Below are 12,273 nucleotides of genomic sequence, written 5' to 3' on the forward strand. Positions count from 1 at the left end.
GCCCATGACCCCGTACGCCAATCTCTCGGGCGACTCCGGCGTGCAGGCTTACCGCATCGGCGCGCGCCAGATCGCCGTGCGGTTTGCCGGCGGCGCGGTGTATGTCTACACCCATGCCAGCGCCGGGCGCGAACATGTGGAGCAAATGAAACTGCTGGCGCAGGCGGGGCGGGGCCTGGCGACCTACATCAGCCAGCACGCGCACGACGCCTACGCCAGCAAGCAGCCCTAAACCACCGGCAAAGTCACGCGGAAGCAGCACCCTCCCGGCTCGCCCGCCAGGCAGCGCACCTCGCCGCCATGATGGCGCGCGATCTGGCGCACCAGACTGAGGCCCAGGCCGACCCCGCCGGCCGACTCGCTCGCCCCCGGCACCCGGTAAAACGGCTCGAAGATGCGTTCGCGCTCCGCCTCCGGCACGCCGGGGCCGCTGTCGCAGACGTCGAGCACGATCGCTTCCTTGCCGTGCAGGCGCAGGCTGGCGTGCACGCCCGAGCCGGCGCCGTAGCGGCCCGCGTTTTCCAGCAGATTGCGTACCAGGCGCCGCAGCAGGCGTGCGTCGCCCGGCAGGGTCAGCGCCGCCGCTTCGAAGCTCGCGCCCACCCGCGTGCACTCCTCGGCCACGATGGCGGCCAGGTCGGCCGACTCGTCGCTGCGCGCCAGCTCGGCGGTGGTGTCGAGCCGGCTGGCCAGCAGGACTTCATCGATCAACTGATCGAGTTCGCCGATGTTGCGTGTGAGTTCGTCGCGAATCGCCGGCGCCGCCTGTTCCTGCATCAGTTCGACCGCCATGCGGATCCGCGCCAGCGGCGAGCGCAGTTCGTGCGAGGCGTTCGCCAGCAGATTTTTCTGCGCGCCGACCAGCGCCTCGATGCGCGCCGCCGCCTGGTTGAAGCTGGTGGCCAGGCGCGCCACTTCATCCTTGCCTTCGACCGCGACGCGGGTGCCGAGCTGGCCGCCGCCCCAGGTTTCCACGCTCTCCTGCAAGCGTTCCAGGCGCCGCGTGAGACGCCGCACCGCCGGATAGGCGGCCACCGCCACCACCAGTGCGATCAGCACCAGCATCGCCAGCAGGCCGAGCGGGCCGCGCTTGCCGTAGGCGCGCTGGCCGACCAGCCAGCGGCCGTCCGGCAATTGCAAGGTGAACACTGCCATCGGTCCGAACAGCTTGGCGCCGCGCCGGGCCTTGGCCAGCGGCGGCAAGGGCTCGCCGGCGGCCGCGACCGGCTCACCGGCGCTCGTGTACAGCGCCAGGTCGGTTTGCAGGCGCTTGGCCCAGCGGGTCAGCGCGGCTTGCTGCTGAACACTCGACGCGCTGGCGGGCGGCAGCACGCTGGACGCCAGCTCGGCGATGGCTTCGTTGCCCGAGTTCAGGTGTTCCGGATCGTAGAGCCAGTGCGCCAGTCCGAACAGGAACGCCGCCAGCCCCAGGCTGATCAGCAGCGCACCGTACATGCGCAGGTACAGGCGGTGCGCTATCGAAAAACGCCCTCCGCGCGCTGCGCCGTCCGCGCACGCCGCCTTGCGCTCGCGCCTACGCATCCTGGACCTTGGCGAACACATAGCCGGCGCCGCGCACGGTGATGATGCGCCGCGGGTGCTTGGGATCGTCCTCGATGGCCTGGCGCAGGCGTCCGATATGCACATCGATCGAGCGGTCGAACGGTTCCAGCGACTCGCCCTTGACAGCGTCGATCAGGTGTTCGCGCGAGAGCACGCGCCCGGCGCGCTCGGCCAGCGCCAGCAGCAGGTCGAACTGGTAGGCCGTCAGGCTGCGCGCCTGGCCATCGATGCTGACCTTGCGCGCGCCGGTATCGATCGCCAGGCGCCCGAACTGGCGCACGCTGGTCTCGGCCTCGGCCAGCTGGGGCCGGCGCAGCACGGCGCGCAGGCGCGCCAGCAGTTCGCGCGGCTCGAACGGCTTGGGCAGGTAGTCGTCGGCGCCCAGTTCCAGCCCCACCACGCGGTCGAGCGGGTCGCCCTTGGCGGTGAGCATGACAATCGGCACCGAGGCCAGCGGCGCGCCCAGGGCGCGGATGCGGCGGCACACCTCCAGGCCGTCGGCGTCGGGCAGCATCAGATCGAGCAGCACCAGCGCCGGCGCGTTCGACTGCAGCTCGGCCAGCCCGGCGGCGGCCGTGGTGGCGTGCGCCACCGTGTAACCGTTCTGCCCGAGGTAGGTGACGACCATGCCGGCCAGGCGCTCGTCGTCTTCGATCATCAAAATGCGCGGAAGCATGCTGGAGGTGACTTGTCGTCCAAAGTGTCGGAAGGCCCAAGGATACATGGCTCGGTGGATTCAGGGCAGGCGGTCATTGCATGCGTTTTTTCATGTGCGCGGCGAAGCGCACGCGCTGCTCGGGGGTGAGCACGTCGGCCGCGTCCGCCACCGCTTCCAGGATGCGTTTGCTGACATGGTCGAGCCGCTGCACTTCATCCACGCGCAACTGTTCCAGGGCGACCCGGTCGATGGTCGGGGCCGATAACAGCGCGTGCGCCTTGTGGCGGCTGGCCTTGTGCTCGCGGTGCATCGGTTGCAGGTCGGCGAAGGCGGCTTTGGCGATGGCGGACAGGCGTGCCTTTTGCTCGGCCGTGCCGTCGCTCAGGAGGTGCTCGACCATCCTGTCGATGTGCTTGGCGGCGTCGGCCGGGTCCATGGCGGCGAAATGGCCGCGGTGGCCGTGCATGCCGCGCCCTTCGCCGGCAAAGCTGGCGCCGGCCAGGGACATGGCGCCGGCGGCCAGCCCGAGGGCGGCGCCGACCAGCCAGCGGCGGCCGCGCCGCTTGGGTCCGTGCTCGCCGTCAGGGTGGCCGTGGTGGTGTGGGTGCGAATGTTTATGCGGATTCATGGGCTGCCTTTCGTAAGTGCAAGACCAGGGTGGGCTCGCAGGGTTCCACTGTAGGCGGCGCCCCTGTCTGCTTCGTGTGCGGCCGGTAAAGTTTTGTAAAGCGGATGCTTGTGCACATTCGACGTTTCCAATATTATGGAAACATCGAACATGGAGTCAAAGATGGAAAACAAAAACGCACTGGCGGCGCTGTCCGCGCTGGCCCAGGAATCGCGGCTGGCGGTGTTCCGGCTGCTGATCGAAGCGGGGCCGGGCGGCATGTCGCCGGGGCAGATCGGCGAGCGGCTCGGCATTGCGCCATCGTCGCTGTCGTTCCACCTTAAGGAACTGAGCCATGCCGGGCTGATCGCACCGACCCAGAGCGGGCGCTACCTGATCTACGCGGCCCATATGCCGACCATGCAGGCGCTGATTGATTTTCTCACCGAAAACTGCTGCGGCGGCAATCCCTGCGGGCCGGACAGCGGCCCCATGCTGGCATGACGCTGGCGCGCCGCCTGGTGGCGGAAGGGCTGGGCAGCGCCTTCCTGCTGGCGATCGTGGTCGGTTCGGGCATCATGGCCGAGCGCCTGGCGGGCGGCAACGTGGCGCTGGCGCTGCTGGCCAATGCCATCGCGACCGGGGCCGGGCTGGTGGCACTGATTCTCACCTTCGGCGCGGTGTCGGGCGCGCATTTCAATCCGCTGGTGAGCTTGTCGGCGGCTTGGCAAGGGCAGTTGCCGGCGGCCCAGCTCGTGCCCTACATCGCGGCGCAGCTGGCCGGCGCGCTGGCGGGCGTGATGGCCGCGCATGCGATGTTCGAGCTGCCGCTGCTGTCCGCATCGCTCCATGTGCGCACCGGTCCGTCCCAGTGGTGGAGCGAATTCGTGGCCAGTTTTGGCTTGCTGGGCGTCATTATCGGCTGTTCGCGCACCCGCCCCGGGGCCACGCCCTTCGCCGTGGCCGCCTACATCACGGCCGCTTACTGGTTCACCGCGTCGACCTCGTTCGCCAATCCGGCGGTGACCCTGGCGCGCGCGGCGAGCGACACCTTTGCCGGCATCCGGCCGTCGGACACGCCGGGCTTCATCCTCGCCCAGCTGGCAGGGGCGGGCGCGGCGACGCTGCTGTTCTGCTGGCTGTACCGGCCCGCGCCGGATACCCGTTCCGATTGACTTCATTCACTTCAAGAAAATGCCCATGAAAAACGTCCTGTTCCTCTGCACCGGCAACTCGTGCCGCTCGATACTGGCCGAAGCGACCTTCAACCATCTGGCCCCGGCCGGCTGGCATGCGGTCAGCGCCGGCAGCAAGCCGACCGGCGCGGTGCATCCGCGCTCGCTGGCCCTGCTGGCGCGCGAAGGCATTGCCAGCGAGGGCTATCACAGCAAGTCGTGGGGCACGCTGCCGGTCGTGCCCGACATCGTCATCACGGTCTGCGGCAGCGCGGCCGGGGAAACCTGTCCCGCCTATCTGGGACCGGTGCTGCGCGCGCACTGGGGCGTGGACGACCCGGCCCATGCCAGCGGCACCGACGCGCAGATCGACGCCAGCTTCATGCAGGCGTATGCCACCTTGCGCGCGCGCATCGAGGCGCTGTTTGCGCTGCCGGCGGCGACCCTGGATGGCGCGCCCGACGCCGTGAAACGCGAACTTGACCGGATCGGTACGTTGCACAAATAACCGGCAGTCGGGAACTCTACCGTAGTAACAAATTGTTACGTCTTGCCATTCAGTTAAAAAAGCTGGAGGTGCGATGGCGAACGGTGTTGCCTAATAAGTAGGCATACCCTGAAGACAAGTAAGTTAATACGGGCAGCAAATGAAATACCGGGGGAAGGAAGCACGCAAGGCCTACGGCATGTCGCGCATGGTCAAGGCGATCGACCGCGCCATCGACTCATCGTCCGATGAGGAGAAGGCACGGGCGGCGCGCTGGGCCTCGGCGTGGGGGGCGATCAGCGGGATTCACTCGCGCGGCATCCGGCTGCGCCGCACCGACCTGTTCAAGCAGCTGCCGCGCAGAAAGACGGCCTCCAACGCCTGACGCGCCGCCACGGCGGTTACACGCGCCCTAACTCCTCCATCACGATCCGCGTTGCCGCAGCCAGAATATCGCTGTTGGCCTTGGCGTCCGGCGCCGCCTGCGTGTAGTACAGCGCCAGCACCACCGGCGCGCCCTTGGGCGGGAACACGATGCCGATATCGTTGCTCGAACCATAAGCGCCAGTGCCCGTCTTGTCCGCCACCGCCCAGCCGGCCGGTACGCCCGCGCGGATGCGTGCCGCACCGGTCGTGTTGCCGCGCATCCATGCCTGCAACAGGTCGCGTTGCGCCGGCGGCAAGCCGTCATCGAGCGCCACGCGGCGCAGCAGGGTCGCCATCGCCTCCGGGGTGGTGGTGTCGCGCGGATCACCCGGGATCGCAGAGTTGAGCTCGGTTTCCCAGCGGTCCAGCCGGAACGTGGTATCGCCCACGCTGCGTGCAAACGCCGTCACGCCCGCCGGGCCGCCGATGAGTTTCATGAGCAGGTTGGCCGCCGCGTTGTCGCTGTACTGGATGGTGGCCTCGCACAGCTCGGCCACCGTCATGCCCTTGTCCAGCTCTTGCTCGGTAATCGGGGAATACGTCACCAGATCGGCCTTGGTATAGCGGATGCGCTGTTCCAGCAAGCCCGGCACGTTCCTGGCGTGCGCCAGGATGGCGGCCGAGGCGATGGCCTTGAAGGTACTGCACATCGGAAAGCGTTCGCTGGCGCGATGTCCCATCTGCCGGCCGTTGCCGGTATCGACCGCCGCCACGCCCAGACGTCCGCCAGCGGCCTTTTCCAGCGCGGCCAGGCGCGCTTGCGTGACGCCGACGGTGCCGGACGATAAAGCGCAGCCCGCAAGAAGAGGAGCGCAGGCGCCCGCGATCAGCAAGCCGCGGCGGCGTGGGGAAAAGGGGAGTGATGAGGTCATACGGGCTTTCGGTTGTGGGTGGATGGCAGAGTGTTGTAGAGCCGCCATTCTCCACGATGCCTTGTCCCATCTCAACCATTGCATTGTGGAAATATGGTCTTCTGTCGATATCCCCTCTCCGCTTGCGCACCGTGCGCAGGGCGCCGCCGGGCTGTCCACAGAAAAGGAAACTCCCGATGAAATCCGAATCGTTCCGTCTCACTATTTTTCACAAGCTGGTGATCACCTTGCTGGCGGTGTCGCTCGTTCCGCTGCTGGGCGTCTGGTACGCGGGCAGCAGCCAGGCGCGCTCCGACGCGACAGCGACCAGTTCGCAGCACCTGATGATGACCGCCAGCGGCATCGCCACCGGCATCAACGGCTGGGACGAAGCGAACGTGCGCGCGCTGCGCCAGACCGCCAAGCTCGACGACATCCGCAGCATGGAGCCGGCGCGCCAGACGCCCATCCTGCGCGCCATGGGCGAGAGCTACGAATGGGCCTTCGTGGTCTTCACGATCGAACCGACCGGCGAAAATATCGCGCGCAGCGACGACAAGCCGCTGACGCGCTTCGGCGAACGCAGCTATTTTCAGTCGGCCATGAAGGGCGACGTATCGAGCCGCCAGGTGCTGATCAGCAAGTCGACCGGCCGTCCGGCCCTGACCCTGGCCGTACCGATCCGCAATGCGATGGGCGGCACGGTCGGCGTGCTGGCGATGGCCATGAAGCTGGACGATATTTCGCGGGTCATCAAGGATACCCGCATCGGCGAGACCGGCTACGCGATCCTGCTCGACGCCGATAACAAGGTAATCGCCTCGGGCCGGCCCGACCAGGCCACCGACGCGGTGCAGGACATGAGCAATTATCCGGCCCTCAAGATCGATGGCATCGCCGAGCAGCCGACCGTGTATGCGTCGGGCGACAAGCGCGTGGTCGGCTACTCGCGCAAGTTGCCGCAGGGCTGGACCTTGCTGGTGGAACAGGACTACGCCGAAGCCTACGCCGCGCTGGAACGCATCGAAACCGGTGCGCGCGCACTGATCCTGCTGACCGCCGTGCTGGTGGTGGGCGTGGCCGCCTTCCTGGCCAAACAGTTGACGATGCCGATCAACCAGCTGATCGTCGTGGCGGAACAGTTGAGCAAGGGCGAGTTTACGGAGACTATTCCGGGCACCATGCGGGGTGATGAGATCGGCTCGCTGGCACGTGCCATCGAACGGCTGGGCATCAGCATCCAAATGGCCATCAGCCGGCTGAGCCGCAGAGCATGACGTACGCAAGGGGAATGCCATGACACACCAGGAGCTGATGCCGTTCGGCGGCATCGTGGAACAGTTGCGGCATTTCCGCGACCAGGGCCGCACCGGCACCGCGTTCATCGTCAGCGACGACAACCGCATGGCCCAGGTGCACATGAACAGCGGCAATATCGTCATGCTGCTGTGCCGAGGGCATCGCGGGGAAGCGGCGGTGGCCGCGATGCGCACCATGCTGCGCGCCAGCGTGCGCTTCGACGACAGTTATGTGGCGAAGCAGACGGGAACCGGGGCGGCCGGGATCAACCTGATGGACTTGCTCAACGATCCGGCGCCGCTGCGCGCACCGGCGCGGGTGGGGCCGCATCCGACGCGCCAGCGTCCGGCGCCGGCCGAGTTTGCGCGCGAGGATCTGCACAAGCTCGAACGCATGCTGGCCGGGCACATCGGGCCGATGGCGACCATCGTCTGCGCCGAACATGCCAGCGAGGCGAGCGACCTGCGCACGCTGGTGATGGCGCTGGCGGCCGATATTCCGGACAAGAAGCAGGCCGCCGATTTCCGGCTCGATGCCGGACGTGCCGTGGGGCTGGGGGCGGTTTAGGGTGGTGGGGAGGGTGCGGTCTTCCGACCGGCGGCCAGTCCGACCAGCAGCAGGCCGCCGGCCACCATCAGGAAAGCGCTCCCGTAGGATGGCATGGTCCAGGCAAATTTCCACCAAATGCCGCCAGCTCCGCTCACCATCAGGCCGACGTAGGCAAGTATCCTGCGCCAAAGGGGCAAGTAGGCAACGAGCTCGGTCAGGTTCACGCTGTCGGAAGAAGCGGGCGGCGCTGCTTCGGCGGCGTCGGCCTGGGCCGCGCGTTTCAGCAGAATATCTTTGCCGCGCGCCGCTGCGGCAAAGCCGCAGGCGCTACAGGTATCGCGTGCGGCGCTATTGCTGTGTCTGCAGACGTGGCATTGCCACTCGTAAGCTTGCATGGTCGGACATCCAGAAATGAATCCGAAGCAGTGTAGCATCGGCTTACTTCACATTCGGCACATACCCACCGCACAAGCGCTTGCTACGCTTGTGGTCTGACAAGTTTCCCTGGAACGCCATGATCGACCATTACGAGGCGGTGCGGCTGCCTTTCAAGCCCGCGCTGCCGTATCACATGCTCAGTGATTCCGTTCGCGCAGCGCTGTGGTTTGGCGGCGTGATCCTGCCGCTGATTTCGCTCGCGGTCGTGCACGTCGGCTATGTGGGGGGCAGCATGCCGCTACCGGGCACCATGCTGATCCACGCGTTCCTGATTACCAGCATCCCGCTCGCCAATGCGCTGCTGCTGCGCGCAATGATGAGCGAGCGGCCTTTGCTGCCGCGCCCGCTGGCATTGCTGCACGGTTTCGCAGCGACCGTCAGCATCGTCTACACCATCGTCTTCCTGCCGCTGATTCCGTTCACCATGGCCGTAATCCTGAGTTACGGCATCTTCTTGCTGCTGGTGCTCGCACCGCTGCTTTCGCTGATCGCGTTGCTGGCCGGGCGCCGCATGCTCGGCGAGATGGTGCGGGAGACCGGTAGGGCGCCGCTGCCGTCCGCGTTGCCCGGTGTGCTGCTGGCGATGGCCGTCGGTGCCGTCGTCGAGTTACCGGCCGCCGTGACGCTGATCGGCATGCGCATGGCGAACAGCAGCGTGCATGCCACCAGGGCCGACGGCGTGCGCCTGCTGCGCCACTTGGGCAACGAGAAAATGATAGCAAGCATGTGCAAACGACAGGAGACCAGCGTCACGGACCTGAGCGGCCTGTTACTAACGATAGGCAACCCGATCAAGCGGACGCAAGCGTGCCCCGTCTCGTAGGCTTGCATGGTTGGTTATCCTGTCATTGCTGCGCAGTGGCGTATTATCGGCCCACTTCACATTCAGCACATTCCCACCGCACACATGCTTGTTACGCTCGTGGTCTGTCAAGTTTCCATTGGAATGCCATGATCGATCTGTACGACTCCGCAAGCCCCGCCGTCGCGTCAGCGCCGCCCCACGCAGTGCGTTCTCATCTGCGCGCAGCGATCTGGTTCGCCGGCGTGATCCTGCCGGTCATCGCGCTCGCTGCCCTGTTCATCGGCCTGCGCTGGGAAGGCATTGTCCTGTCGCTCACCCTGACGGTCTACATCGTCTTCATTGCCAGCGTCCCGCTGGCCAATGCCTTGCTGATACACGCCGTCGATAGCGAGTGGCTCGAGCTGTCGCGTCCGCTGGCGCTGCTGCACGGATTTGCGACCGGGATCAGCGCCATCTTCGCCATCTTGTTTCTGCCGCTCACGCCGGTAGCGGTGCTGGGCCTCGTCGTCTTCGGCCTCGGCTTGCTGCTGCTCGCGCCGCTGCTGGCGCTGATCGCGACGCTGGCCGTGCGTCGCGTGCTCGCCGGCCGCCTTCTGCACAGCGGCGGCGCGGCGCTGCCCTCCGCGTGGCCTGGCGTACTGCTGGCGCTGGCCATCGTCGGCGCCATGGAACTGCCGTCCGTCGTCACGCGGGTCGGCATGCGCATGGCGTCCGACGAGGCACACGCCACCAGCACGAACGGCATACGCGTGCTGCGCTACCTCGGCAATGAAAAAATCATGCGGCGCATCTGCGCGGGAGAGGGCGGCTTCCCCCCCGACTTGACCAGCATCGTGCTGACCACGCGCGGCGCGACCAGCGCCGAGGAAGCGCGCGCCTCCTACTACCGCCTCACCGGCACCCAGTGCAGCGCCGTGCCGGCTCCCTCCGGGAGATCCGCGCACGCCAGTGATGGCGCTGGCCGGTATGCAGGACAAGAAACAGGCCGCTGATTTCCAGCTCCAGCAGCGCAATACCGGCCCACTTCACATTCAGCACATTCGCACTGCACACTCGCTTGTTACGCTCATGGTCTGTTAAGTTTCCTTTGGAACGCCATGATCGATCATCACGAGTCCGTAAGCCCCACTCCCGCGCCGCGCCAAGCAGTGCGCTTTTCCGTTCGCGCAGCGATCTGGTTCGCTGGCGTGATCCTGCCGGTGATTGCGGTTGCGGTCCTGCTCATCGGCGTGTTCTGGGCGCAGATGATCCATCTGCTCACCTTGTCCGCGCACCTGTTCCTGATTGCGAGCGTCCCGCTGGCCAACGCCCAGCTGATGATCGCCCTCAAGAGCGGGCAGCCTTCGCTGTCACGTCCACTGGCGCTGCTGCACGGCTTTGCGATCGGGATCAGCGCCTTCTTCACCGTTCTGTTCCTGCCGGTCACGCTGGGGGGCGTGGCCATGATCATCTACTTCGGCATCGGCTTGCTGCTGCTCGCACCGCTGCTGTCGCTGGTGGCGACACTGGCCGCGCGCCGCTTGCTCCGCCGCCGCCTGCTGGAGACGGGCGGCGCGCCGCTGCCTTCCGCCTGGCCCGGCGCACTGCTGGCGCTGGCCATCGTCGGCGCAATGGAACTGCCGACCGCCATCACGCGGCTCGGCATGCGCATGGCGGCCGACAAAGCACACGCCACCAGCGCGAACGGGATACGCCTGCTGCGCTACCTCGGCAACGAGGACATCATGCTGCGCCTGTGCCACGGAGATGGTAACGTCGGACTCGACCTGACCAGCAGCATGCTGATGAAGGGCCCCGGGACCAGTGCCGAAGAAGCGCGCGCCGTTTACTACCGCCTCACCGGCACCCCGTTCAGCGACGTGGCGAACCTGCGTCTGGCCAGTTCGCGCATCGATGGCACGCTCGATGCCCGAGCGGCACTCGGCTCGCTGGAATGGACCATGGTGCTTCGCAAGGAAAAATACCATTGGAAGGAAGCGCGCGCACAGGTCACGTTACAGGCCGGCGCCGTGGTCACGCGCGTCACACTGCGGGACGACAGCGGGGAGCACGAGGCGACAGTCAGCGGGGGCGCACAGGCGCGCGCGGAGCGGGAAAAAACAGGCTGGTCCAACCGTCCGCCCATCCTGGTGACCACGGCTGGCAAGGACCGCATCATGCTCGAGCTGCGTCCGGATCAGAAGGGAAGCGAGCTGACTTTGCGGATCGCGATGACCGCGCCGCTGGTGCTCAATGAAGCGCGCCTGGGCTATCTTCAGCTGCCCGCGTTCAGCGAACGCAATTTCGAGATCGCGCCGGCCTTGCGCCATGCAGTGTCTTTGGAATCGGCCAGCGCGCTGCAGGGCGCGCCCGGCATGCGTGAGGAAACCGGCGCCACGCTGCCATTCGCGGTGCGCGGCGACCTCGCCGAGCCACTGCCCGGCGTCGGCGCGGCGATCATCAGCGCATGGCGCGCGTCGGACGATGCGCAGGCATGGAGCCCCGACCCGACGGTGCAAAACGGGGCCATCGTGCAAACCATCAGCCAGAAAGCTGCCCGCATTCCGCGCCGCGTGGCGCTGGTCATCGACGGCTCGATGGCGCTGGCGGCGCAACGCGAGCAGCTGGCGCGCGCCGCGACCTCTTTCCCGGGCAACGTGGAACTGGGCGTGATCGTGGCCGGTAGCGAGGCGCCACAGGTGTTCCTGCACGATCATTCCGATTCGCTGGCCAGCGTGCGGCATCTGCAGGACATCACGTACGAAGAAGGTCACGACAACAGCGCGGCGCTGCTGATGGCGTGGGAATGGGCGGCGGCCAGCAGCGACGGCGCGGTGGTGTGGGTCCACGGGCCGCAACCCATCATGCCGCGCTCGGCGAACGCGCTGCTGCAGCACTACCGGCAGCGCCCGGACCAGGTGCGCATGTTTGCGCTGGAAGCGGTCACCGGTCCCAACGTTTTGTGGGAAAGGATGGAGGACGTCGCCGCCCTGTCACGCGTGCCGCGCATCGGATCGCTGCACGACGACCTGGTACGCCTGCTCAGTGGCTGGAAACCGGGGGCGCGGCAGATCGTGGCCGAACGCCGCGCCAGCACCGACCGGCAGCCGGCGCAGGAGCAAACCTCGCCGCACCTGACACGCCTGTGGGCGGGCGAACGCGCCGCGCTGCTGCGCGCGAAGAGCGCCCTGGCCACGCCGCAGGAAGAAGAGCAATTGCGGGGCCTTGAGCAACTGAAGATGGAGAAGACCGACACGCCGGTGCCTGGGGCGCAGCCGCGAGCGATCACCGGCCGGAAAGCGGCGCAAGCAGCCGGCATGAGCATCGTGCCCGAACCGGAAACCGTGTTGATCACGGTCGTCGCACTGGCCGTGCTGGGATGGCGCATGCGCTTCCATCTGCGCACGCCTTACCCGGCTTCGCCCGAGTGAGGCGC

15 protein-coding genes are annotated in these 12,273 nt (G+C 67.0%); 10 read left to right on the plus strand and 5 right to left on the minus strand.

The genetic code is table 11. The features are described from left to right. The first annotated feature begins 4 nt into the window (after window positions 1-4). The gene (locus tag CR152_RS01575) at window positions 5-232 is read left to right on the plus strand and encodes a hypothetical protein (protein ID WP_099873179.1); all 228 of its coding nucleotides are present in this window, start codon (window positions 5-7) and stop codon (window positions 230-232) included. Here the strand turns inward: CR152_RS01575 and CR152_RS01580 are convergent. The 3 genes from CR152_RS01580 to CR152_RS01590 all read right to left on the minus strand — a co-directional run bounded on the left by CR152_RS01580 (window position 229) and on the right by CR152_RS01590 (window position 2,849). Further along, the gene (locus CR152_RS01580; RefSeq protein ID WP_229413243.1) at window positions 229-1,542 is read right to left on the minus strand and encodes a HAMP domain-containing sensor histidine kinase; all 1,314 of its coding nucleotides are present in this window, start codon (window positions 1,540-1,542) and stop codon (window positions 229-231) included. The two genes, CR152_RS01575 and CR152_RS01580, sit on opposite strands and share 4 nt — an antisense overlap. Continuing rightward, window positions 1,535-2,239 (minus strand): response regulator, encoded by a 705-nt coding sequence (locus CR152_RS01585; RefSeq protein ID WP_229413244.1) that lies wholly within the window; start codon window positions 2,237-2,239, stop codon window positions 1,535-1,537. The genes CR152_RS01580 and CR152_RS01585 overlap by 8 nt, the downstream gene beginning before the upstream one ends. A gap of 73 nt (window positions 2,240-2,312) precedes the next feature. After that, on the minus strand, window positions 2,313-2,849 hold the full coding sequence (locus tag CR152_RS01590) for a Spy/CpxP family protein refolding chaperone (RefSeq protein WP_099873181.1): 537 nt from the start codon (window positions 2,847-2,849) through the stop codon (window positions 2,313-2,315). Window positions 2,850-3,011: 162 nt separating this feature from the next. Between CR152_RS01590 and CR152_RS01595 the strand changes: the two genes are divergently transcribed. From CR152_RS01595 to CR152_RS01610, 4 genes are all read left to right on the plus strand, one after another. After that, window positions 3,012-3,332 carry an ArsR/SmtB family transcription factor gene (locus CR152_RS01595; protein WP_099873183.1) on the plus strand — a complete coding sequence of 107 codons (321 nt, stop codon included), beginning with the start codon at window positions 3,012-3,014 and terminating at the stop codon, window positions 3,330-3,332. Next, window positions 3,329-4,003 carry an aquaporin gene (locus CR152_RS01600; RefSeq protein ID WP_099873185.1) on the plus strand — a complete coding sequence of 225 codons (675 nt, stop codon included), beginning with the start codon at window positions 3,329-3,331 and terminating at the stop codon, window positions 4,001-4,003. Before CR152_RS01595 ends, CR152_RS01600 begins: the two co-directional genes overlap by 4 nt. 25 nt (window positions 4,004-4,028) lie before the next feature. After that, window positions 4,029-4,511, plus strand: coding sequence for an arsenate reductase ArsC (locus CR152_RS01605; RefSeq protein WP_099873188.1), 483 nt, complete (start codon window positions 4,029-4,031; stop codon window positions 4,509-4,511). 139 nt (window positions 4,512-4,650) lie between these two features. Continuing rightward, complete coding sequence (locus CR152_RS01610) at window positions 4,651-4,875, plus strand: hypothetical protein (protein WP_099873190.1); 225 nt, start codon at window positions 4,651-4,653, stop codon at window positions 4,873-4,875. Between the two features lie 16 nt (window positions 4,876-4,891). On the opposite strand, the gene bla is transcribed toward CR152_RS01610, so the two are convergent. Then, a complete protein-coding gene (gene bla / locus CR152_RS01615; protein ID WP_099873192.1) occupies window positions 4,892-5,788 on the minus strand; it encodes a class A beta-lactamase in 897 nt (298 codons plus the stop codon). A gap of 176 nt (window positions 5,789-5,964) precedes the next feature. On the opposite strand from bla, the gene CR152_RS01620 reads away from it, so the two are divergent. Both CR152_RS01620 and CR152_RS01625 read left to right on the plus strand, forming a co-directional pair. Continuing rightward, window positions 5,965-7,044 (plus strand): cache domain-containing protein, encoded by a 1,080-nt coding sequence (locus CR152_RS01620; RefSeq protein ID WP_167399862.1) that lies wholly within the window; start codon window positions 5,965-5,967, stop codon window positions 7,042-7,044. A 19-nt stretch (window positions 7,045-7,063) separates the two neighbouring features. Continuing rightward, window positions 7,064-7,633 (plus strand): DUF8082 domain-containing protein, encoded by a 570-nt coding sequence (locus tag CR152_RS01625; protein WP_099873196.1) that lies wholly within the window; start codon window positions 7,064-7,066, stop codon window positions 7,631-7,633. Here CR152_RS01625 and CR152_RS01630 read toward each other — a convergent pair. Next, complete coding sequence (locus CR152_RS01630; RefSeq protein WP_099873198.1) at window positions 7,630-8,010, minus strand: zinc finger Ran-binding domain-containing protein; 381 nt, start codon at window positions 8,008-8,010, stop codon at window positions 7,630-7,632. The genes CR152_RS01625 and CR152_RS01630 overlap by 4 nt on opposite strands. Window positions 8,011-8,129: 119 nt before the next feature. On the opposite strand from CR152_RS01630, the gene CR152_RS01635 reads away from it, so the two are divergent. The 3 genes from CR152_RS01635 (at window position 8,130) to CR152_RS01645 (ending at window position 12,268) form a co-directional block, all read left to right on the plus strand. After that, entirely contained in the window at window positions 8,130-8,876 is a 747-nt protein-coding gene (locus tag CR152_RS01635; RefSeq protein ID WP_099873200.1) for a hypothetical protein, read from the plus strand. A gap of 128 nt (window positions 8,877-9,004) precedes the next feature. Then, window positions 9,005-9,850: a hypothetical protein gene (locus CR152_RS01640; RefSeq protein WP_099873202.1), complete on the plus strand. Its 846-nt coding sequence runs from the start codon at window positions 9,005-9,007 to the stop codon at window positions 9,848-9,850. A 105-nt stretch (window positions 9,851-9,955) separates the two neighbouring features. Beyond that, on the plus strand, window positions 9,956-12,268 hold the full coding sequence (locus CR152_RS01645; RefSeq protein ID WP_157778281.1) for a vWA domain-containing protein: 2,313 nt from the start codon (window positions 9,956-9,958) through the stop codon (window positions 12,266-12,268). Window positions 12,269-12,273: the final 5 nt, after the last annotated feature.

It is taken from the genome of Massilia violaceinigra, from assembly GCF_002752675.1.
Lineage (GTDB): Bacteria > Pseudomonadota > Gammaproteobacteria > Burkholderiales > Burkholderiaceae_D > Telluria_A > Telluria_A violaceinigra.

Coding starts and splice junctions, on each gene's coding strand:
- CR152_RS01645 (WP_157778281.1), top strand. CDS start 9,956: ATGATCGATCATCACGAGTCCGTAAGCCCCACTCCCGCGCCGCGCCAA.
- CR152_RS01630 (WP_099873198.1), bottom strand. CDS start 8,010: ATGCAAGCTTACGAGTGGCAATGCCACGTCTGCAGACACAGCAATAGC.
- CR152_RS01620 (WP_167399862.1), top strand. CDS start 5,965: ATGAAATCCGAATCGTTCCGTCTCACTATTTTTCACAAGCTGGTGATC.
- CR152_RS01600 (WP_099873185.1), top strand. CDS start 3,329: ATGACGCTGGCGCGCCGCCTGGTGGCGGAAGGGCTGGGCAGCGCCTTC.
- CR152_RS01640 (WP_099873202.1), top strand. CDS start 9,005: ATGATCGATCTGTACGACTCCGCAAGCCCCGCCGTCGCGTCAGCGCCG.
- CR152_RS01605 (WP_099873188.1), top strand. CDS start 4,029: ATGAAAAACGTCCTGTTCCTCTGCACCGGCAACTCGTGCCGCTCGATA.
- CR152_RS01575 (WP_099873179.1), top strand. CDS start 5: ATGACCCCGTACGCCAATCTCTCGGGCGACTCCGGCGTGCAGGCTTAC.
- CR152_RS01625 (WP_099873196.1), top strand. CDS start 7,064: ATGACACACCAGGAGCTGATGCCGTTCGGCGGCATCGTGGAACAGTTG.
- CR152_RS01595 (WP_099873183.1), top strand. CDS start 3,012: ATGGAAAACAAAAACGCACTGGCGGCGCTGTCCGCGCTGGCCCAGGAA.
- bla (WP_099873192.1), bottom strand. CDS start 5,788: ATGACCTCATCACTCCCCTTTTCCCCACGCCGCCGCGGCTTGCTGATC.
- CR152_RS01590 (WP_099873181.1), bottom strand. CDS start 2,849: ATGAATCCGCATAAACATTCGCACCCACACCACCACGGCCACCCTGAC.
- CR152_RS01585 (WP_229413244.1), bottom strand. CDS start 2,239: ATGCTTCCGCGCATTTTGATGATCGAAGACGACGAGCGCCTGGCCGGC.
- CR152_RS01610 (WP_099873190.1), top strand. CDS start 4,651: ATGAAATACCGGGGGAAGGAAGCACGCAAGGCCTACGGCATGTCGCGC.
- CR152_RS01580 (WP_229413243.1), bottom strand. CDS start 1,542: ATGCGTAGGCGCGAGCGCAAGGCGGCGTGCGCGGACGGCGCAGCGCGC.
- CR152_RS01635 (WP_099873200.1), top strand. CDS start 8,130: ATGATCGACCATTACGAGGCGGTGCGGCTGCCTTTCAAGCCCGCGCTG.